22 protein-coding genes and 1 pseudogene are annotated in these 21,756 nt (G+C 43.7%); 17 read left to right on the top strand and 6 right to left on the bottom strand.

Annotated features, from left to right (window positions below; genetic code table 11):
- Positions 1-666: 666 nt before the first annotated feature.
- Positions 667-771, bottom strand: a complete 105-nt coding sequence (locus VM640_RS17155) for a putative holin-like toxin (RefSeq protein WP_414647913.1) — start codon at positions 769-771, stop codon at positions 667-669.
- On the opposite strand from VM640_RS17155, the gene VM640_RS05810 reads away from it, so the two are divergent.
- Positions 750-959 carry a hypothetical protein gene (locus VM640_RS05810; RefSeq protein ID WP_325390473.1) on the top strand — a complete coding sequence of 70 codons (210 nt, stop codon included), beginning with the start codon at positions 750-752 and terminating at the stop codon, positions 957-959. The two genes, VM640_RS17155 and VM640_RS05810, sit on opposite strands and share 22 nt — an antisense overlap.
- Before the next feature lie 13 nt (positions 960-972).
- Here VM640_RS05810 and VM640_RS05815 read toward each other — a convergent pair whose 3' ends face one another.
- Positions 973-1,140, bottom strand: coding sequence for a hypothetical protein (locus VM640_RS05815; RefSeq protein WP_325390474.1), 168 nt, complete (start codon positions 1,138-1,140; stop codon positions 973-975).
- 630 nt (positions 1,141-1,770) lie between these two features.
- Complete coding sequence (locus VM640_RS05820) at positions 1,771-2,061, bottom strand: zinc-ribbon domain containing protein (RefSeq protein ID WP_325390475.1); 291 nt, start codon at positions 2,059-2,061, stop codon at positions 1,771-1,773.
- 265 nt (positions 2,062-2,326) lie between these two features.
- Between VM640_RS05820 and VM640_RS17160 the strand changes: the two are divergent.
- The 3 genes and pseudogenes from VM640_RS17160 to pyk all read left to right on the top strand — a co-directional run.
- Positions 2,327-2,653: pseudogene (locus tag VM640_RS17160) on the top strand (PRK06851 family protein); the annotation flags it as partial.
- A 218-nt stretch (positions 2,654-2,871) separates the two neighbouring features.
- A complete protein-coding gene (gene gap / locus VM640_RS05830; RefSeq protein ID WP_325390477.1) occupies positions 2,872-3,882 on the top strand; it encodes a type I glyceraldehyde-3-phosphate dehydrogenase in 1,011 nt (336 codons plus the stop codon).
- Positions 3,883-3,919: 37 nt separating this feature from the next.
- Positions 3,920-5,656 (top strand): pyruvate kinase, encoded by a 1,737-nt coding sequence (gene pyk, locus VM640_RS05835; protein ID WP_325390478.1) that lies wholly within the window; start codon positions 3,920-3,922, stop codon positions 5,654-5,656.
- Between the two features lie 109 nt (positions 5,657-5,765).
- On the opposite strand, the gene VM640_RS05840 is transcribed toward pyk, so the two are convergent.
- Positions 5,766-5,987, bottom strand: a complete 222-nt coding sequence (locus tag VM640_RS05840; protein ID WP_325390479.1) for a hypothetical protein — start codon at positions 5,985-5,987, stop codon at positions 5,766-5,768.
- A 141-nt stretch (positions 5,988-6,128) separates the two neighbouring features.
- On the bottom strand, positions 6,129-6,299 hold the full coding sequence (locus tag VM640_RS05845) for a DUF896 domain-containing protein (protein WP_325390480.1): 171 nt from the start codon (positions 6,297-6,299) through the stop codon (positions 6,129-6,131).
- Positions 6,300-6,489: 190 nt separating this feature from the next.
- On the opposite strand from VM640_RS05845, the gene VM640_RS05850 reads away from it, so the two are divergent.
- The 4 genes from VM640_RS05850 (at position 6,490) to VM640_RS05865 (ending at position 9,482) form a co-directional block, all read left to right on the top strand.
- The gene (locus VM640_RS05850; RefSeq protein ID WP_325390500.1) at positions 6,490-6,900 is read left to right on the top strand and encodes an acyl-CoA thioesterase; all 411 of its coding nucleotides are present in this window, start codon (positions 6,490-6,492) and stop codon (positions 6,898-6,900) included.
- Between the two features lie 99 nt (positions 6,901-6,999).
- Positions 7,000-7,122, top strand: coding sequence for a hypothetical protein (locus VM640_RS05855; RefSeq protein WP_325390481.1), 123 nt, complete (start codon positions 7,000-7,002; stop codon positions 7,120-7,122).
- A 212-nt stretch (positions 7,123-7,334) separates the two neighbouring features.
- Complete coding sequence (locus VM640_RS05860) at positions 7,335-8,189, top strand: DegV family protein (protein WP_325390482.1); 855 nt, start codon at positions 7,335-7,337, stop codon at positions 8,187-8,189.
- Positions 8,190-8,216: 27 nt separating this feature from the next.
- Positions 8,217-9,482 carry a D-alanyl-D-alanine carboxypeptidase family protein gene (locus VM640_RS05865; protein WP_325390483.1) on the top strand — a complete coding sequence of 422 codons (1,266 nt, stop codon included), beginning with the start codon at positions 8,217-8,219 and terminating at the stop codon, positions 9,480-9,482.
- A gap of 113 nt (positions 9,483-9,595) precedes the next feature.
- On the opposite strand, the gene VM640_RS05870 is transcribed toward VM640_RS05865, so the two are convergent.
- Complete coding sequence (locus VM640_RS05870; protein WP_325390484.1) at positions 9,596-9,772, bottom strand: DUF1540 domain-containing protein; 177 nt, start codon at positions 9,770-9,772, stop codon at positions 9,596-9,598.
- A gap of 126 nt (positions 9,773-9,898) precedes the next feature.
- Between VM640_RS05870 and miaB the strand changes: the two genes are divergently transcribed.
- The 9 genes from miaB to hfq all read left to right on the top strand — a co-directional run bounded on the left by miaB (position 9,899) and on the right by hfq (position 21,470).
- A complete protein-coding gene (gene miaB / locus VM640_RS05875; RefSeq protein WP_325390485.1) occupies positions 9,899-11,233 on the top strand; it encodes a tRNA (N6-isopentenyl adenosine(37)-C2)-methylthiotransferase MiaB in 1,335 nt (444 codons plus the stop codon).
- Between the two features lie 73 nt (positions 11,234-11,306).
- The gene (locus VM640_RS05880; protein WP_325390486.1) at positions 11,307-11,720 is read left to right on the top strand and encodes a YlbF/YmcA family competence regulator; all 414 of its coding nucleotides are present in this window, start codon (positions 11,307-11,309) and stop codon (positions 11,718-11,720) included.
- 147 nt (positions 11,721-11,867) lie between these two features.
- Positions 11,868-14,417, top strand: a complete 2,550-nt coding sequence (gene mutS, locus VM640_RS05885; protein WP_325390487.1) for a DNA mismatch repair protein MutS — start codon at positions 11,868-11,870, stop codon at positions 14,415-14,417.
- 37 nt (positions 14,418-14,454) lie between these two features.
- Positions 14,455-16,119 carry a hydantoinase/oxoprolinase family protein gene (locus tag VM640_RS05890; protein ID WP_325390501.1) on the top strand — a complete coding sequence of 555 codons (1,665 nt, stop codon included), beginning with the start codon at positions 14,455-14,457 and terminating at the stop codon, positions 16,117-16,119.
- Positions 16,116-17,441, top strand: a complete 1,326-nt coding sequence (locus VM640_RS05895; protein WP_325390488.1) for a histone deacetylase family protein — start codon at positions 16,116-16,118, stop codon at positions 17,439-17,441. Before VM640_RS05890 ends, VM640_RS05895 begins: the two co-directional genes overlap by 4 nt.
- Positions 17,438-19,357 (top strand): DNA mismatch repair endonuclease MutL, encoded by a 1,920-nt coding sequence (gene mutL, locus VM640_RS05900; protein WP_325390489.1) that lies wholly within the window; start codon positions 17,438-17,440, stop codon positions 19,355-19,357. Before VM640_RS05895 ends, mutL begins: the two co-directional genes overlap by 4 nt.
- Positions 19,358-19,388: 31 nt before the next feature.
- The gene (locus tag VM640_RS05905; protein WP_325390490.1) at positions 19,389-20,234 is read left to right on the top strand and encodes a class I SAM-dependent methyltransferase; all 846 of its coding nucleotides are present in this window, start codon (positions 19,389-19,391) and stop codon (positions 20,232-20,234) included.
- Complete coding sequence (gene miaA / locus VM640_RS05910) at positions 20,231-21,160, top strand: tRNA (adenosine(37)-N6)-dimethylallyltransferase MiaA (RefSeq protein WP_325390491.1); 930 nt, start codon at positions 20,231-20,233, stop codon at positions 21,158-21,160. The genes VM640_RS05905 and miaA overlap by 4 nt, the downstream gene beginning before the upstream one ends.
- A gap of 55 nt (positions 21,161-21,215) precedes the next feature.
- Complete coding sequence (gene hfq, locus VM640_RS05915) at positions 21,216-21,470, top strand: RNA chaperone Hfq (protein WP_325390492.1); 255 nt, start codon at positions 21,216-21,218, stop codon at positions 21,468-21,470.
- Positions 21,471-21,756: the final 286 nt, after the last annotated feature.

The following is a 21,756-nucleotide window of genomic DNA, read 5'->3' on the forward strand; positions in this document are numbered from 1 at the left end:
TTCCGATATCGCGAAGTAAGTCAAATTCACCTTGGGTAAAGCATCCAGCTATGGCTTTGGCTTTGGCTTTAATTTTGCTCATCCTGCATGTAGTCCTCATCATCGATCGCGATATTGCGCCATCGGGAATTTGATGCTACTAATTACCAGTATTTTTAGAAGGTTACCTACAGAAATTAACTTCGAGGTGAAAAGTCATGGGATTACAGGAACTTATTAACTCGGATAGTAAAGAGTTTTGGAAATGGTGGAATGGTGCGCATAAGGAATCGGAGTTTAGACCTTACATTATGGAAGTCAAGTATAGCGCTCATCGGCGTGATAGGTCTTGATTATTTTTGGGCAATTTTTTGGTAGAACGTTGGCAGTCTCATTACAGAAAATAATGTTAAGATGATAGTAGGTAGAGCCGTCCGAAAAGACGGCTTTTTTAATAAACTGAACAACGCAGAAGATGGAGAATATAAATATTATTGGAATAGAACTCAAACACGCTTCATATTCTTTAAATTGTATGAAACAAAAATTCGATAAGGATATTGGTCCTTATCGATGCGGGCAAAGCAACCATATTGTTCGGTGCGAAAAGTAGCTCGGCTTGGTAGGTTAGCTATTTTTCGCAGATAAATTGGCTCTGCTGTCAAACGTAAATCAGGTAAAAGGATGCTAATTCGAACTTAGTTTAATTAATTGCACGACGAATGCTAGCAAACTTATTAGAAGCGAACAGGAACCTAGAATAACCATAATTGTTTGATACGGTTTCAGCATATTCCAATTCCTCCTCTCAAGAGAAAGAAATTGGTTGCAACCCGCAAAAAGGGCATAGGGGTAGAAATTTATTTCTAATAGAATATATTGTTGAATATGAGCAAATATTTGCCAGTTGCGTAAATGAAGTCCAAAATTTTAGAAATATACAAAAAGGCGTCCCAAAACGGGGCGCCTTAGTTGATTAAAACATTTTTTTATTCAACCCTTATTCTCATCTTTACGCTCTAGTTCTTCAACTTCGTGAAGAATTGCTAATAGAATCGTAATAATAACTGCCAATTCTACTACGACTATTCTACCGATCACATGTTGACGTTCTTGAGGCTTTTCTAATTCAGGCAACGTACTATTTCCTAATTCAAACATGATACTACCTCCTAAAAAAAATTATATCGTTGTTGGTATAGTTTATGAGACAAGGTTGACAAGTGTGAAGAACATTGACGAAAGGCTCTGTATATTTGTTTAAAGGCTCTGTATATTTGTTTAGAGGTGTTGAGGCAGGATGGCTAAGTGCTGGCATTATGATACTAAGAATAAGCGAGAGAAAGTCAACTGCCTTAATTGTACGCATTGGAATGGGAAGAGATGTAAGGATGAGGCGCTTTTAATTGAGCATTATGAAAAGAGCAAACTGTCCTAGCGGAAGATAAGCCTGCCGATACTCAGAATGAATCGCTCCATCCAAGTTGAAGGAGCATTTGGAGATAAGTTACACCACAAAATCCAAAAAGACAGATGCGGCTGCTTATTGCATGAAATAGAGGTTGCTTAATTCTGAGTGGGCCCTCAATAGGGAAGATTTTAGAGAGATTCAAACGGATCCTCTTTTTTGGTGTTCCTAAAATAATTTAAGAGTGTAAAATCAGCGATATCTCGGTTGATTTTACACTCTTATTCTTGTAGAAAGTGAAAAGGAGCTGTCTTCAAGGACGTCATTTGACATCATTTTGAGACAGCCCCTTTTTATGCTTATGATACCTTAATCCCCAACGCTTAGAAACCTCTTAATCTTTGATAACAATCCCGACAATAAACAGGTTTATCTCCAGAGGGGCGAAAAGGAACTTGAGTCTCAACCCCGCATTCGCTACATATAGCCGGGAACAGCTCACGTTTAGGCCGTTCACCTCCTGCAGTGCTTTGACGACGAACAGCACGACAAGCCGGACAGCGCGAAGGCTCATTCTCAAATCCTTTTTCGGCAAAGAATTCTTGTTCACCTACTGAGAAAACGAATTCGTTACCACAGTCGCGGCAAACCAAAACCTTGTCTACAAATGCCATAAAAAAACTACCTCCCTTTACTCAAGAATCACGGCCTCCTGAGTGGAAGTAGCAGCACAAATCACCTTGTGTTTGGTCCAACGTGTCCGACAAACTAACTCTCACCTCTAAGGCTCTAATTAGATTATACTTGAAAATTCAGAAATGTTACAGTCCCCCTGAAAAGGAAAAAGAATTTTTTTTATCTTTTGTCCACTGGCAATCTTAGAATAAATTCCGCATAACTATAATCTTGCAGAGGAATTACGCGAAAGGGAGCATCACGATAGCAAATAAAGCTAAGATCAAAATAATGTTTTCTGGGGCAATTACTTATCAAGGTTTTTACTCCTTCTATAATTATATGATTGAACCAGACGCTCGCATATCTTCGTGATTAAAGGCGGTCCCGGTTTCAGATAATAATTCCATTGACGGCTTAGTCATTCCCGAACTCAATATTGCTCTCTTAGACGGAACCGCTCCGCATATCGTCGACCCCAAAAATCCAGGCACTGTCGATGAAATCATTAATCTTGGTGAATACTGGGATGAGGCCCAAATGCTAAAATCGAAGACCGAAATAATGGCCTGTAACCGTCAGGTGAGTCGTTTCGAAACTTTAGAGAAAATTTTAGATATAGCAGGGGAGCAAGCCATTGCCGTGACCTCAACCACTCCTCCTGCAAACGCAAATATTTAAACCTGTGAAGCACGTAAGATAAAAATGCAAAGTATAAACTTTGCATTTTTTTTATCCCTCTTGGAAAATCTATATGAGAAATAAATTTTTTGATTTAATGATTGAATGAATAAAAGGAGGCAATTATTATGACAGCACGTGTTGCCATCAATGGTTTTGGACGAATTGGTAGATTATCCTTAAGAGCAGCCCTTGAAAGCAAAACTCAGCTTGAGATTGTTGCCGTCAATGATTTAGGAAGTACGGATCTACTAGGACACCTATTTAAATATGATTCTGTTCACGGAATTCTTCCCTATGAAGTCGAAGTGAAAAAGGATATAATGAGCGTGAATGGACATTCTATCCAATTTCTCGCTGAAAAGAACCCTGAGAATCTTCCTTGGAAAGATCTCGGTGTGGAGATTGTTATTGAATCAACTGGACATTTCACAGAACGAGATAAAGCTGCTCTTCATTTACAAGCAGGTGCCAAAAAGGTTGTCATTTCCGCGCCAGGTAAGAATGACGACCTTACTGTTGTCATGGGCGTTAACGAGGCGCAATATGATCCTCGCCAACATCATGTCCTCTCCAATGCCTCCTGTACCACGAACTGTTTGGCCCCTGTCGCTAAGGTCTTACTTGACGCGTTTGGGATCGAGCAAGGGATGATGACTACGACCCATTCCGTAACCAACGATCAACGAATTCTTGACTTGGAGCATAAGGATTGGCGGAGAGCTCGAGCCGCCTTCCAATCGATGATTCCCACAACCACAGGTGCTGCTAAAGCAGTTGCTCTTGTATTACCGGAATTAAAGGGAAAATTAACAGGATTGGCAGTGCGAGTTCCTACTCCGAATGTCTCCCTCGTTGATTTTGTCGCTAACTTAACGAAACCCACGACCAAAGAAGAGGTCAATGCTAAATTGAAGGAAGCAGCGGAAGGAAAGCTCAAAGGGTATTTAGCCTATACGGATTTACCCCTAGTCTCGCATGATTTTAATGGAAATCCGAACAGCTCAACCGTAGATGGCCTTTCGACAATGATGCTCGGGGATCGAATGGTCAAAGTTCTTGCCTGGTATGATAATGAATGGGGCTATTCAAACCGAGTTATTGACCTCGTCAGCTTTATCTCTCATAAGGGATTATAACCTATAACGAAAATACTTAAAATATAGGGAGGATAAGATGAGAAGGACAAAAATCGTCTGTACGATAGGCCCGGCCAGTGACTCTCCTGAAAAAGTTAAAAAACTTCTCTTGGCCGGTATGAATGTTGCTCGGCTTAATTTTTCTCATGGTAATCATGAGGAACATGGTCAACGGTTTCGAATTTTAAAAGAAGAAGCCAAGAAATTAGGAAAACATCTCGGCATTTTATTAGACACCAAAGGTCCGGAGATTAGGACAGTCATGGTGCCGGAAACGGGTGTTGAATTAAAGAATGGGGCGCCTTTCATTCTTGATACCGAGCTTGAAGGCCTAGGTTCTTCTGAAAGAGTGGGAATTACCTATCCTAACCTTTGGCAGGAAGTGATCCCCGGAACGCATATTCTTTTAGATGACGGTTTAATCGACTTAGAGGTCGAGTCTACCCAAAACGGAAAGATTCACACTCGTATTTGTAACGAAGGCATTCTCAAATCTAAAAAGGGAGTTAATGTCCCAGGAATTCCGATTCAGCTTCCTGCTGTCACCGAGAAGGACATTAGCGATATTCGTTTTGGAATTGACCAAGGCATTGATTTTATTGCAGCGTCCTTTACCCGCAAAGCATCAGACATTCTTGCTGTTCGCAGAATTGTCGAACAGGCAAAAGCGAGTGTAAAAATCATCGCCAAAATTGAAAGCCGCGAGGGTCTAGACAATCTTGATACCATCCTCGAAGTCGCAGATGGCTTGATGATCGCTAGGGGAGACCTAGGAGTTGAGATTCCAGTAGAAGAAGTGCCCATGGCTCAAAAAGAAATGATCCGCAAATGTAATCTCTTAGGTAAACCGGTCATTGTCGCGACGCAAATGCTCGATTCGATGATCCGCCAACCCCGCCCAACGCGAGCCGAAGCGAGTGATGTGGCTAATGCAATTTTAGATGGAACAGATGCGATCATGCTTTCCGGTGAAACTGCCGCGGGACAGTATCCGGTTGAAGCCGTGGAAATGATGGATAAAATTGCGCGTCATACGGAAACTGGTTATTTTGACGGGCAGACTTCACGTCATCCTCATCTGAACGTAGCTGAAGCGATTAGTTATGCGAGTTATACCATTGCCCATGACTTGGACGCTTCGGCTATTTTGACTCCCACACATTCTGGTTTAACCGCCCGGATGATTTCTAAATATCGACCCAAATCCTTAATTATTGCTGCTACTCCCTTTGATTCGGTAGCACGGCAGCTTACATTGCAATGGGGTATCACTCCCTTGATTATCTCCGAACGTTCTGGCACCGATCAACTTATAGCGAGCGCTGTCAATGAAGCGTTAACCCATGACTTGATTAAGACTGGAGATATCGTTGTAATTACTGCAGGGGTACCAGTTGGAAAAGTGGGAACAACTAATATGATCAAGGTCCAAATTATGGGTACTGTTGTCGCCAAAGGGACGGGTATCGGTCGTAAATCCGCTTACGGTCCAGCACGTCTTATTCATGATCCGAAGACGACACCCTTTGAAGACGGAGATATTCTCGTCTCAAGGTTTACGGATGCTGAATATATTTCCTTGATTTCCCGAGCGGGGGCTTTGGTGATCGAGGAAGGTGGATTAACGTCGCATGCTGCCATAGCCGCTCTTAATTACGGTATTCCTGCAATTGTAGGCGTTCAAGGGGTAATGGATAAATTTACCGACGGACAACTTCTCACAGTTGATGCCCTTGGTGGGGTTGTCTATGAAGGAACAGTGACAATTCTTTAAGAAATTATCGTGATACCCATTACTTGATATAACTAGAATAAAACGAGGCAGGATCAGAAAGATACGTTTGATCCTGCCTCGTTTACATGCTCAAAATCTCCCTAATTTTCTAGGATTCGCTTGAGAGATCATCGACTAAATCCTGATCAATTGTACTATGCTCGCGCTCATTCAGAATTTTTATCAAGCCAGCTTCACTGAGCTCACTAGCGACTTCAAACAGGGAATCCTTTTTATGGTGTGGCAATTTATTAACGAATCGGTTAATCTTGACAGGGGGTACAAGGTTTCGAAATTTAACTCCACCATATTTCATCACACGTTCAGGCAAAAAGATCCCTCCTTAAACTCTAGCTCACACAATCGTTAAATCGTTCCGTAAAAATAGTATGCTTTAGTTTTTCGAATTCATGCAAAAAAAATGAGACCTACTTCACCGATGAAATAAACCTCACTAAAACCCTGAATTTTATTAGTTTGTACCTTTAACTTGGCTTAACGACTCCTGAACCTGCCCACGAATAAAGCCTAAATATTCCTGGCGTAGAGCTTCCTGTTCATCCTGCTCCCATTCTTCAAGGCCTACGCTTCTCTGCTTGCGGGATAATTCGTTAATTCTCTCGATTAGGGCATTGATCTCCACTCGATAATCTCCTTTTCATTGTGATGATATGCATTGTTTCATTATAACATAAACCTGATGCGAAGACAGTTTCCCGCTAGCTTTCAAATTCGATGAATCTTAAGTTGGTCTCACAATTCTTGAATGATATAATAGATTTTATTGAGTTCGCGATTCCACCAATTACTCATAAGGTGAAGGAGAGTTTATGATGTCTTTATCTTCCGAAACTAAATTGAGAGTCCGTTATGCCGAGACCGATCAAATGGGTGTCGTTTATCACTCCAACTATTTGATTTGGTTTGAGGTTGGAAGAACGGAGCTATTTCGCAATTTGGGTTTACCTTATACTATTTTTGAAGAACAAGGTCTGTCGCTTGCAGTTGTTGAAGCATCGTGCCGCTATCGTCGGCCAGCAAAATATGACGATGAACTAGTAGTCTATACGCACATGGAGAATCTTTCCTCGCGCATAATCATCTTTTCTTACAAAGTTCTGAAAGGTACTATTCTCTTAACAGAAGGAAAAACATCCCATGTTTTTCTTGACCAAGAGGGTAGGGTGGCTAATGTTCGAAAGTATCCAGTCTGGGAGCAAGTCCTCGCCAAAATCCCGTCATAAATGGATATTTATTTTCAACACTATTTAAATAAATACTAAGCTTGAATTTGCTATTTTCCCATGGTATTATGTATACAAAATACCATGGGAGGTGTTCCGATGTTTCTTGTAACCTGGATCGAGGGTGAAGAAGTGAACTACCGACTTGTGAAGAAGCAAGATCTCCCTGCATTAATGACCACCATCGGACAACACGTCATTGTCCAGAAATTGACATCTTGACGTTGGAAACGTATAGGATTTAATGACTTTTTAAGCTCACCTAAACGGTGGGCTTTTTAATGCCCTGAAAATATGTTCTTATTTGCCGCCTAAAATATTAATCTTTAAGCCAAACTGTTAAGGTAGCAGGAAAAAAGAATAATTTCCCGAATAAAGTACGGATGCCTTGATACCATCCGAATTAATTTTACTCTCATTAAGGAGGGCTTTGTATGGCTTTTGTTGTTGTTGTTGACAGTTCCGCGGATATTCTCCCAGAGGTTGCCCAAGAAGAAGGAATTGTTGTTATTCCTATGGCCGTGAATATTGACGGACAAACCTTTCTCGAGGGAGTAGATATTTTCTCTGAAAACTTTTATTCGAGATTTGGCACCTTTCAAGAATTACCGAAGACCTCCCAGCCTAACCCCGGAATACTTAAGGAAAAATACGAAGAAATCCTAACTAACGGGCATGAAATTGTGGCAATTCATCTTTCCTCAGGTTTAAGTTCGACTTATGCAACTGCCCTGATGGTTCGTGATATGTGTTCTGCCCCAGAAAAAATCCATATTATTGACAGCCTAGGCGCTTCCTTTGGTTATGGTTTATTGGCAATTCAGGTTAATCATCTGCTCAAAGCAGCCTCTTCTTGGGAAGAAGCTGAAGTACGCATTCTTCAGCTTCGGAATCAAATGCGTTATATTTTCACCCTTGATACTCTGGAGTACTTGGTCAAAGGTGGCCGAGTTAGCAAAACGACTGGCTTCATCGGGGGACTACTTGATGTAAAACCTGTTTTACATATAACCCCTGATGGACACATTGAACCTTTTGCTAAAGTCCGTTCGCGTAAAGCCGCTTTTCGTAAACTCCTTGAGATTATGCTTCAGGAAATCGATCAGCCTGAAGAACAAATTATTGGGATTTCTCATGCCAACTGCTTGGAGGATACCCAAGCTTTTGCTGAAGAAATCCGCAAACATATCACTGTCAAGGGTATCATGATCAGTGAAATCGGTTGTGTCGTTGGCAGCCACACTGGTCCAGGTACCGTTGCCTTATTCTACAAACGAGCTCGTAAATAATACTTACTTCAACTAGGGGGATCAGTCTTGAAAATCGTCACTGCTCTAGTCAGCATAATCTTCATCCTGCTTAATAGTGTTTCTCCTGTCTATGCGCTGTCGAGTTCTGCTCCTCCACAAATTCATGGCGAAGGGGCTTACCTAATTGATGTTCAATCTGGGCAAACGTTATATAGCAAAAATGGAGATGAACTGCTGGCGCCTGCAAGTACCACTAAGATTATGACCGGATTGTTGGCAATCGAAAATGGTAATCTCGATGATGTCGTTACTTTAAGCTCAAGCATCCTCGATTACCAAATTGTTTATGGTACGCGGATCTATCTTGAACCGGGAGAAAAAATGTCCCTGCGTGATCTTCTTTATGCCTTATTGCTCAACTCGGCGAATGATGCTGCCGTGGGTGTCGCTGAACATATCGGGGGTGATCTCCCTCATTTTGTATCAATGATGAATGATAAGGCAAAGTCTCTGGGGCTAACGAATACGACCTTTAAAAATCCCACCGGACTGACTGAAGCCGGACATTTGACGACAGCCCATGATCTCGCCCGCATTGCCCAGGCAGCCTATGCAAACCCGATATTTCGAGATTATGTGCAAACGAAAAAACATACGATAACCCGCACTAACCCAAATGTACCTAGGGAAATGATTAACGAAAATAAGCTTTTAGGACAAAATCCTTCCGTCAACGGTATGAAAACGGGTTATACTGCTGTCGCTGAGAATTGCTTAGTGACCTCAGCCTCGCAAAACGGCCGAGATCTTATCGCGGTTATCCTTAAATCACCGGGTCGAGAGATCTATACCGATATGGAGAATCTTCTTAACTATGGCTTTTCTCAATTTCAAACTACAGTTTATAAACCTGCAGGTAGTGCAATTACCCAGACTTCAATAGGAACAGATGAGATTAATCTTCTCCTGGCAAAACCCATCCTTATTACCCATAAAATTAACGAAGCCAGCTCAGAACCTACACTAAAAATCTTTCCTTCAGCAAAAAATTTAACGAAAGTCGATCAAGGACAAACGTTAGGAACTGTCGAAGTCTGGGATGGTAAGGAGAAGATTAACGAGATACTACTCACTTCAGATCGGAGTGTCATACCTAAACCAGCCTTACTTAAGAGCCCCCCGTGGGTTACTTATCTTCTTATCTTCGTTATTCTAGGCGTAATTTTTATCCTTGTTCGGAATAAGCGACGTGCTGCCCGGCCGCTTCGCAGTATATGTTTGCCAGATGAAAAAACCAAAACCCATGAATCCAATGACCATGATATTTCTTAAATTTTGACGAGATTACGCCAAAATAAAAAAAGGAATCGGGAGCCCCGGTTCCTTTTTTTCTGCTCGTATTTAACTTCATGTTTAACGGAATCTAAAGTCTGAATGGATAGCACTCAAACTTTTTCTCCTCCATCACCCAGTTCAAAGGTTCCACAATCGGTAGCTTCTGTCGTCCGAACCTCTGCATGATGCTTTGTGACTTGAATTTGACCGGCATGACATAATTTTGCTGACTCATTGTATTTGCATTCAACTACATTGCAAGAAACCTCAGGATTAGTATTTGGCATTCATATCACCTCCGTGTTTAAGAATAACCCAAACGAAGGAAGGATATGTATCCTCTTGCCAAACCCCATTTTCTTCGTCATAATTATAGATGAATCCAACGATAGGTCAGGAGCTGAATAAAAGGAATGTCCACTAATAATAAAAAAGTCGTTACTTTAGCCTATGGGTGTCAAATGTCTGAACGTGATGCCGATACGTTAACTGAAATTTCCGCTCAAGAAGGATATACGCGTACCGACGATCTAGAAAACGCTGATCTCGTGATTATCAATACCTGTTGCGTTCGTGAAAGCGCTGAAAATAAGATTCTTGGTAAAATTGGAGAATTGAAAAAGCTTAAAGAAAGAAATCCCCACTTAAAAATTGCCGTTTCAGGATGCATGGTGCAACAACCAGGTGCCCTAGAGCGTCTACAACACCGAGCCCCTCATGTGGATATCTGGGCAGGGACACACAATCTTCCGGAATTTGGCCGTCTCATCCGGCTGGCCGAAGATAATCAGAAAGTAGCTGAAGTCTGGAAAGAACCCGGACCGGCCTTCGAGGCTACTCCGTTGGCTGAGAAGGGGAAGTTAAAAGCAAATGTCAATATCAGCTATGGCTGCAATAACTTTTGCACGTATTGTATTGTTCCCCATGTTCGGGGGAGGGAACGAAGCCGGAAACCTGAAGATATTATCCGCGAAATTCAAGAGCTCGTAGCGTCTGGTTGCAAGGAAATCACGTTACTGGGGCAGAACGTCAATTCATATGGCCATGACTTGAATATTTCCTATGATTTTGCCAATTTACTCAAGCAGGTTGACGAGATTCCAGGTTTGCTCCGCGTCCGCTTTTTAACATCCCACCCCAAGGATCTTTCGGATCAATTGATTGAAACTGTTGCTGCGGGACAACATCTCTGTGAACATTTTCATCTTCCTATCCAGGCAGGAAGTAATGAAATTCTTAGGCACATGAATCGTAAGTATACACGGGAATACTATCTCGATCGGATCGCCAAGATCCGCGAGATTATCCCCGATGCCAGCTTAACCACCGATTTAATTGTCGGCTTCCCTGGAGAAACAGAGGTAGATTTCGAGCAAACTTTGGATATTATTAGTCGAGTCCATTATAGCCAAGCCTTCACTTTTATTTACTCCAAACGTTCCGGGACACCGGCCGCAGTGATGACGGATCAAATTCCCCTAGATGTCAAAAAACGTCGTCTGCAGTACCTCATGAATCACCAGAATGCCCAAAGCTTGGAATGGCGGAAAGCGATGGTCGGTAAAATCTACGAAGTTCTCGTGGAAGGCCCCAGCAAATCGAATCCTGACCGTTTAACAGGTCGTACGCGGGGCAACGAACTTGTGGTCTTCCCAGGTGATCCCAAGCTTAAAGGTACACTCGTTAAGGTACGTATGCGGGAAGCACGTTCATGGACACTCTTAGGCGAAATTTTAAGCGAACATTAAAGCGTTAAGAGATTTAACCTAGATAGCAGGAATCTCTTAAATAGTGTAGAATGAACTCCATGGAGGTGTTTTAATGACGGCGGATATCTTGGCAAAAGCCGAAGCCCTAGCAGCAGCAATTGGTCAAAGTTCTGAACTTGAAGATTTAAGAACAGCCGAACAAGCAATGCTGGCAGATGAGCAGGCTCAAAAAATTATTGCTGATTTCAATCAGGAACAGCAACGGTTCTTCGATCTTCAATCTGGAGGTCAGGAGCTCTCGGAAAAGGACCAAAAGGCAATTGACGAAATGGAAAAGACTGTTGAAAGTCACCCTTTAATCTCTGCCTATTTGCAAACCCAAGATCACTTTACGCAAATGCTTGATAGCATAAACTCGATTTTAGCGAGTGCCATTGCTGCAGATCAAGATCAGGCTTCAGGTTGTTCTACCTGCGGGTCAGGGTGTGGTGATAGCGAGGGTGGATGTAGTTGTGAAGGCTGTTAAGACTATACTCTAGTAATCCAACGTTCAATACCCTAAGCCTAAAAGAGAAGGGAAGAGTTTAGTGCTCTTCCCTTTAGAATATTTTTGTCATTTTGATATGTTCTATTTTCAGTACACTACTTTTAATTCTTTGGAGGCTTATGAACGATGACAACTCCAATGATGGTTCAATATAAATCCATTAAAGCACAAGTTCCCGATGCCCTTCTCTTTTTCCGTCTCGGAGATTTTTATGAGATGTTCGCGGAGGATGCCTTAACAGCTGCTCCCATTCTGGAAATAGCCTTGACCGGGCGAGAAACGGGCGGGGGAGAGCGGACACCCATGTGTGGCGTACCTTATCATGCCGTCGAGAATTATCTCAACAAGCTTGTTGCTGCGGGCTATAAAGTTGCAATTTGTGAGCAAGTCGAGGACCCGCATTTGGCGAAAGGAATTGTGCGCCGTGAAATTATCCGGATTATTTCACCCGGAACCCAAACTGAATCCATTGCCGAGAGAATGAACAATTATTTAGCCTCGATTTTTCACGAAACCAATTGGGGCTTAGCTTTTCTTGACGTCTCTACTGGAGAATTCACGATTTTCGAAAATGCTTCTTTAGATATCGTTCTCACCGAATTGTCCAGAATTCATCCTGCGGAACTCGTCCTTCCTCCAGAACTCGTCCGCTTAAAACACTGGCGGGAGTATTTTATCACAACCCGGGACCGGAAATCGTTTACCCAAACCGACTTAATTTATGAACGTTTTCAAAAGCAGCAAGCTCTCCTCGCTGAGTCCCCGGTGGCTGCCAAGGCTGCCAATGCCCTCTGGAATTACCTTGAGGAGACTCTGCCTGGTAATGAACTAACCCATATTCTTGAGATTCAAACCTATCGTCCTGATCACTGGATGATCCTCGATCAATGGACCCGCCGTAATCTCGAATTAACCGAGCCCCTTCGGGGACAGGGGAAAAAAGGAACGCTCCTTGCTGTTCTCGATCTGACGAAAACCGCCTTTGGCGGACGGCTTTTAAGACATTGGATCGAGCAACCACTCATCGTGAAACCAGAAATTGAGCATCGTCTGGAGATCATTGGCGATTTAACTGAAGATAGTTTTTTGCGCGGAGATTTGTCTCAATTACTGACTGGAATATATGACCTCGAACGCCTGATGGGAAAAGTCTCCTTTGGAACTGCCCATGCACGCGATTTACTTGCTTTGAAGCAGACCTTGGCAACTTTACCTAAAATCTGCTCGGCCCTGTCCGCCAGCCATTCTGAATCCTTAAAAAACTATCTTGATCATCTCACAGGATTGGATGAATTGGCCGAAAAACTTGAGGACGCACTCAATCCTGAAGCTCCCCTTTCCTTAAAAGAAGGAAATCTGCTCAAAACGGGTTATTCCGCTGAAGTTGATGAACTCAGGGGGACCTCCTCAGGAGGTAAAGATTGGGTCGCTCAATTAGAGGCGCAAGAGAAGGAACGCACGGGGATTCGTTCTTTAAAAGTTGGCTATAATAAGGTTTTCGGCTATTATATCGAAGTCACCCATGCTAATGCTCAACTCGTTCCCCCCGAGTACATCCGTAAACAAACCTTAGCTAACGCTGAACGTTTTATTACCCCCGAATTGAAGGAATATGAGCAAAAAATTCTTGGGGCAGAGGATAAAATCATTCAATTGGAATATCAACTCTTTTTAGAACTTCGTGAGACTGTGCGCAGACATATTCCTCAGATTATAAATGCCGCTCATGCCCTTGCGGAAATTGATATCTTTGTCAGCTTGGCTGAAGTAGCCATCCGTCATCACTATGTTCGCCCTGAAATCACGCAAGGGGGGGAAATTCAGATTCTTGAAGGACGTCATCCTGTTGTGGAAAATATGCTCGAGGATGACACCTTCGTTCCTAACGACACACTTCTCACCCATTCCAAACATCTTGCTTTAATTACTGGTCCGAATATGGCCGGAAAATCCACCTATATGCGACAGGTTGCTCTGATTGTGCTGATGGCTCAGATCGGTAGCTTTGTCCCGGCTGAAAAAGCCAGTATCTCGATCGTCGACCACATTTTCACTCGGGTTGGTGCTTCAGATGACCTAGCCTCCGGGCAGAGCACATTTATGGTTGAGATGCGGGAAGTCGCGTATATTCTCCATCACGTCACAGAGCACAGTCTGGTCATACTTGATGAAGTCGGTAGGGGGACAGCAACCTTTGACGGGTTAAGTATCGCCTGGGCTGTCACGGAATATCTTGCCGATCAGAAAATCAAACCAAAAACCCTTTTTGCGACCCATTATCATGAATTGACAACTCTGGAGGATACTTTGCCTGGAATTTTTAACTTACACGTTGGGGTACGCGAACACGGCGAAGATATTATCTTTCTCCATAAAATCATTTCTGGTAGAGCCGACCGAAGCTACGGAATTCAAGTCGCCAAACTTGCTGGGCTGCCTGCCTCACTCTTACAAAGGGCTAGAATCATTCTTCAGCAGCTTGAAGCTTCCTCCACGCTTAAGGAAAAGTCTTTTCGGCCGGAAGCGACAACTCAACTCGCTCTATTTGAACTACCGGCACTTCACCCCTTACTCCAAGAAATTTCGGAGATTAATGTTGATGATTTAACTCCTCGTCAAGCACAGGAGTATCTCTATGACCTAAGGGAACGGATTAAGGCTTTAGAAACCTTATAAGCTTAATCACGGATTGGAGGAATTAATCGTGCGCCCAATAGAAATCCAAGTTGGTATCGATGTGGGGGGAACTTTTACAGATGCCGTTCTTCTTAAGGAGAATGTGATTCTCGAAAAAGCTAAAATTGCCACTCGACCGGACAACTTGTTGGGTACTGTTCTTCAAGCCCTTGAGGTTTTAAAGATCTATCATCAGCCAGTTGCCCAAATTACGGTTAGCACAACCCTGATTACTAATGCTATCCTTCAGCAGAGGCTACCTGAGGTTGATCTTTTGCTCTTTCCAGGATCAGGGATGAGTCTTGATTCCTTGACTTGGCCAGTCTCTTATCAGGTATTAAAAGGAGAGCTTGATTATCGAGGCCGAGAGATTTCTCCCCCCGATGAACTCGAATGGCGTCGACTACTTAATCGTTATCAGGAATTTCCCCAGGCGAAAGTGGCCATCGTCGGCAAATTTTCGCATCGCAATGATCTTCATGAGCATAATTTAGCGCTTTTCCTTCACAAACACTGTCCAGACCTCGACTTAAGCTTAGGCCACGAGTGGGGACAAGCTAACTTTTACCGAAGAAGCTTGACCGCTTATCTTAACTTAGCAACTTCAGAGATTTACCAAAAATTTGCTGAGCAATTACAACAAGCCGTAGTTCAGAAAGGCTCTTCTGCTCAGATCTTTGTCTTGAAGGCAGATGGAGGAGTATTGCCACTACAAAAGTTACGTCCTGTCGAATCTATTTATTCTGGTCCGGCTGCGAGCATCTTAGGTGCTCTAGCCCAGTCTGAACCTGACCAATCTTTTGTGGTCGTAGATATTGGGGGAACAACCACTGATATTGGTCTCATCCTGTCAGGCGAACCCCTCATGAGCTCACATGGGGCAGAAATCGGCTCTTTTTCCACTTTAGTGCGTACTCTTGCTGTACGCTCAATCCCCGCGGGTGGGGACTCCACGATCCTATCTGAGGGAGACGGCTTTAAGATTGCGCCCTATCGGCGCGGTCCAGCCTACTGTCTAGGCGGACCCGCTCCGACACCAACGGATGCGATGCGTTATCTCGATCTCATTCCCTACGGGAATCGCCTCAAAGCAGAAGAAGGCCTAGCTCAACTCCTGCCTGAGAGTTTCCGAGACGCCTCACACCTTCAGCAACTTGCAGAAGATATTTTAACCCGTTTGGCGGATAACATCGCCGAAGCGGTTGACAGTTTAAACCAAGAATGGCGCGAAGAGCCCGCTTATAAGGTTTGGGAGGTCTTACATCCTCACGATTACCACAATCTTTATATTTGGGTGAGCGGTGGAGGAGCCCCTGGACTCGTCAACGCGTTGGGTACTCGCTTACATATCCCTGTCAGGATCGGAGATTACCCCGAGGTTTCGAATGCTATCGGTGCGGCTTTAGCGCGTCCAACCTTCTCCTGCACTTTACATTTAGATACCTCAATGAACCGTTATCGAATCGAAGAAACCGGTCAACAAGGGGAATGGTTAGGTTCTCGGAAACCGCATAAAGAAGTTGAAGAGTTTTTACAGGAGATTGCCGAACAAATCGCTCGAGATCAAGGAATTGAACTCAGTGATCCTTTAATCCAACCCTTTGATTTTTTCCCCATCGTCAAAGGCTATCAAACCGTCGGTCAAATCGTCCGTGGTTCACTTTTGGTCCCACCGGGAGTACGAGGGAGGCTTAAACCATGAAACGCAGTGGAATCCTTTTCTTTCCAGCCTTTGATTGGTCTTTAGGGGATACTCACCCTGAACGGGAAGAGCGACTTCTCTATACCCAAGAACAGTTTTTTGAAGAAGGGGTCATGGAATTACCTCAGGTCAAGCAATACTCTCCCGGACTTGCATCCATACATGAAGTTCTCCGAACACAAGCACTATTTCCAAGTCCTGATCAGCCTGATCTTACCGCCCATTTGATTGCTGCAGGGAGTGCCATCGTTTTAGGAGAAGCTTGGGCACAACACGAAATTCAGAATGGTTTCGCTCTTGTTCGACCCCCTGGACATCATTCTGGAGCAACTGTACTCGGCAACCGGGGCTTCTGTACACTAAACAATGAGGCTATTCTGGTCAATCACTTAAGAACGAAATATGGGATTAAGAAAATCGCCATTGTCGATACAGATGTTCATCATGGCGACGGAACACAGGATATTTTCTACCATGATCCCCAAGTTCTTTATGTTTCCCTCCATCAAGACGGACGGACGCTTTACCCGGGAAGCGGATTTACGAACGAAAAGGGAGGACCTAATGCTTGGGATAAAACCTTAAACATTCCCTTACCGCCAGGAACGGGAGATGAAGGAATCCACTATATTCTCGAAGACTGGATTTTACCCCGTTTACGTGAATTCAAGCCTGACTTAGTGATCAATTCTGCGGGTCAGGATAATCATTTTACAGATCCGCTGGCTTCTATGAATGTAACCGCTCGGGGATATGGAAAAATTACCGAATTGATTCGTCCTGATCTTGCAGTTTTAGAAGGTGGGTATTCCATCGAAAGTGCTCTACCCTATGTTAATCTGGCTATTTTTTTGGCCTTAGCGGGTGAAGATTACAGCCATGTTCAAGAGCCTCAAAAGCCGCAGCGTCCTCTACTTAATTTTCAAGAATTAAAACACTATGTCAAAGAATTAAAGGTAAATAACAAACAAGCCAATCCTCACTGGACCATTCGCGAGGAAAAATCCTTACCCGCTGGAAAATGGGCCTATATTCCACACTCTGTTTATTATGATACGGAAGGAATTCAAGAAATCCGCCAGGATCGAATTCGAATTTGTAATCAGTGCGGTGGTACTGTTCTCATCGAAAGTCAGCACGCCTCTACTGGAGAAAGATTTGCCCTTATTAGAATTCCTTTTCAGGCCTGTTCAACTTGCCGTCAAGCAGGAGAAGATCTATGGGAAGATTTCATGGGCCGCAAAACAAGTGTTCTACTACAGGATCAATCACAGGATTTGATTCAGTTTTGGGATGTACATGAGGGGGTAAGAAGCCTTTGAGTTCAAAAATTCAAGTCCTTGATCAACAAGCCGCGAATCAGATTGCTGCTGGTGAAGTCGTCGAACGACCTGTGTCGGTCGTTAAGGAGCTAGTAGAAAATTCGCTGGATGCTGGAGCAAAACAGATTGAGATTACGATTGAAGGAAATGGAGTACCCCTAATCCGTATTCGTGATGACGGAAGTGGAATTTCTGCTGAAGATTTGCCCCAAGCTGTGCTACGCCATGCAACGAGCAAGATTCGGCAAATCGAGGATTTAAATGAGCTCCAAACTTTAGGCTTTCGAGGAGAGGCGCTCCCGAGTATTGCCTCGGTATCGCGCATGGATATTACTTCACGCCCCATGGATAGCGTTCTGGGAATGAGTCTAAAACTTATTGGGGGAGATCAAGGTGAGCTTCAGGAAATGGGATGTCCACCGGGCACAACCATAACCGTCGAAGATTTATTCTTTAACACCCCGGCTCGCCGGAAATTCCTCAAATCTCAAAATACAGAATTCGGGCTCATTTCGGAGACGCTAGGACGCTTGGCTTTAGCCCGCCCCGATGTTTCCTTTACCCTAAAACATCCTAGACAAGTCGTTTTTCAAACACCAGGACGGGGAAAACTACTCGAGAGTATCGGTACGATCTATGGGCAAAAATTAGCCCGACAACTTATTCCCTTATCTTCTACTTATGAGGAATGGAGCCTTGAGGGTTATATCAGCCCGCCAGATTTAGTTCGTTCCAATCGTCAGGAAGAAATTTTGATCGTAAATGGCCGGATCATCCGTTCAAAACTCTTGAGTCGTGCTATTTCCGAAGGATATCATACGCTGATTCCGAATCGGCTTTATCCGATAATCGTCCTAAATCTAATTCTTCCTCCGCATGAATATGATGTCAACGTTCATCCCACAAAAATGGAAATACGTTTTCAAAATGAAAAAGGTTTGGCCCAGTTCATCTCAGATCACGTTCGCCAAACGCTTCTTGCCAGCCATCCTGTAACTCCCTACGAGCGCTTGTCTAATTCTCAAGGGTCAACTGCTAGCCCTAGCCAATCCAAACTTTTCTTTCCTTCCTTGACCCGCCCTGAGCTATTTAAATCGCAAACGCAGCTTGATGATAATGAGAACTCCCTCTCGCCAAAGGCACAAGAAGCGCTTAATAGATATGGGGCGAAGCCGACTTTTGAGACTGAGATGGCCTCTCTGACTCAGCAAACCTTCAAAATTGATACGACTGTTAGCCGTAATGCTCAACAGGTTTTACCTCCTAACGCCCTGGAGAACACAGTTTCTCCTCAGGAATACGATGCTTCTTTGCTGACTAGAGAAGAAGTTCATTCCTTATTAGCGCTTCGACCGTTGGCCCAGATTTTTGGGACCTACATCCTGGCCACATCTGATGAAGCTTTGGTCATAATTGATCAACACGCTGCCCACGAGAGAATTAATTATGAACGTTTGTTGGCGGAACACAAGCACAATCCGGGAGCCAGCCAAACTCTCCTGATTCCAACTCCAGTTGATTTTTCCCCGATTGAAGAACAGGCCTTACTGGAAAACTTACCCCACTTAACAGACATGGGCTTTGTCCTCGAACACTTTGGGGGAAGAACGTATTTAATCCGCGGGGTACCTGCTTATAGCGGTCCTTATTCAGGGGAAGAACTATTAAGGCAGTTTCTCGAAGAGGTAGTTTTCAAGCAAAATCAACCCACCTTTGATGAACTTTTACGAGAATGGATTTATATGCTTGCCTGTAAGGAATCCATTAAAGCCAAAGAAACTCTTTCTCAGCTCGAAATGCAAGAACTTCTTGTTCAACTGAGCAAAACCGAAAATCCTTATACCTGCCCTCATGGCCGGCCCACAATAACTAAGCTTACACGTAACGACTTAGCAAAACGATTCTATCGCACCTAAGAGAGGGAAGAAATTAACATTATACCTTGCAATGAGTATTTGGAGTGCATTCTTTTTGAAAAATATGCCTGTAACAATTAAATTAACTCATCCGGCAGATCCAGCCTTGCAGGCTAAAATGAGTTGGTTTATGGCCCAGCCGGGTTGTTCCTTCCAAACGGACATACCTAATTTATTGCCGATTTTACACCTCACCCGTAAGGGTACTTTTCTGGATGACGGTCAGAATCGTTTAAGCTTTCATCCCAACCTAGCCATCATCCGGATTTTGCAAGGCCTTCGTGGAGAGCAAGATCGTTTCCTTGCTGCAACCGAGCTTGAGCCGGGTCAGACCTGTCTTGATGCGACTTTAGGACTGGGTACGGATGCCTTAGTCGCCGCCTGGAAAGTAGGGGAGAGGGGCAAGGTTATTGCAGTTGAGCACTCGCCGCTCATTGCTGCTCTCATTAAGGAAGGGTTACAATCCTTAAAGCATAAAAAATTACCCCGGATTCTAAACCCTGACAAACTCCACGCCTGGCAGGAGCTCATCTTGGCCTCGCAGCGAATTGAAGTCATCTGGGGGGATCATCAGGAATTTCTCGCCGATCTTCCTGATTCCTCGGTTGATGTAGTCTATTTTGACCCAATGTTCCGCCATACCCGGGTGAAATCGTCCTCGATCCTTCCTTTACACGCCTGGTCAGATCATCATCCTTTGCGCCCGGAAGCTGTGCGAGAAGCCTGTCGTGTCGCACGCTCGCGCGTTGTCCTCAAAGAACGAAAAGGCAGTTCAGAATTTACTTATTTGGGTTTTCAGGTTTTTGCCGGAGGACGTTATAGCCAAGTTAATTATGGAATCATTGATTGTTGCTTAACCAAGGAGGAACCGTTTTGAAGCCCCTTATTATTATTGTTGGCCCAACCGCAGTAGGCAAATCTGCTTTAGGTGTTATGCTCGCTCAATCCCTTGATGGAGAGATTATCTCAGGTGACTCGATCCAAATTTATCAGAGGCTTAATATCGGTTCGGCCAAACCGACTCGTGAAGAACAACAAAATATACCCCATTACCTTTTGGATATTCTGGATCCGACTGAACCCTTTACAGTTGCCCAGTTTCAAAAAATGGCTTCAGCCCAAATTCAAGAGATCCAGAGTCGGGGTAAGGTTCCTTTGCTCATTGGGGGGACAGGTCTTTATATCCGTTCGTTGCTTGATCCTTTCGCTTTCAGTGAAAATAGTTCGGCAGAAATCCGTGAAAGTTGGGCGAATTTTCTAAATTTGCAGGGCAAGGAAAAACTTCATCAGATGCTCGCAAAACGTGACCCTGCCAGCGCAGGGCGTCTTCACCCGAATGACACAAGGCGAATTATCCGTGCTTTGGAAGTTTTTGACCTCACAGGAAAACCCTTTTCCGAGCAGAGGGGAAACCTTGATTATGAATATCCACCCTTAGATCCTGCCATTTTTTATATTGGATTGACGGCTTCTCGAGGAGTCATTTATGACCGGATCAATCGGCGCTGTGAAGAAATGTTACACCAAGGCCTTCTCGACGAAACCTTAGCTTTGCTCAAGGACGGATATGATCCTCGACTAAAACCTCTCCAAAGTATTGGCTACCGTCATGCCATCTGGGCTTTAACGGGAAAAGTGACTTTTCCAGAAATGCTGCGCATCTTTCAACGGGATACCCGGCATTTTGCCAAACGCCAATTAACATGGTTCCGAAGGGATCCTCGAATTCAGTGGTATGATACGGAAATCGAAAACCTATCAAATATTACTGAAGAGATCCGTAAGACTTGCAGAGGGCTTTAAAGTCGTGTAAAATAAATAGATAGAAATAGAAATAGCTGGTGATGGAGGGAAATACATGAATAAATCGCCCATCAATTTACAAGATACTTTTTTAAACCAGGTACGCAAAGAAAACTTACCCGTAACGATTTATTTAGTTAACGGGTTTCAACTGAAAGGAATCGTTCGAGGATTTGACAACTTTACAGTAGTAGTGGACTTTGACGGTAAACAACAGATGGTATATAAGCACGCGATATCAACTATTATGCCTATTCGGCCGATTAACTTAGCAGCCGCAGCAAATGCAGCAGCGGAAGAATCCAACTAAGAAATGGTTGCCAATTTAAAATATTTCAAACACCAAGCCTGGTTTTCCAGGCTTTTTTTATACTAACAGAAACTTCCATGAACCTGCCGATTCACAGGGAGGTATGAAAATGTAGTCCATTTTCGTAAGAAAGTATAAATTTTGGGCAGATAGCATAAGTGCAACCAGCGGTTTTCGCTTTCCTACGATGCAAGTAGTTAAGTCCGGCAGGATAAGGCGACTAAGGCCATCGCTTTGGCGCTGGCCAAGTCTTCTTTATCGCAAAGCTCGGCGAAAGCCGGGTTTT

It is taken from the genome of Desulfitobacterium sp. (genome assembly GCF_035539115.1).
Taxonomy (GTDB): Bacteria; Bacillota; Desulfitobacteriia; order Desulfitobacteriales; family Desulfitobacteriaceae; genus Desulfitobacterium_A.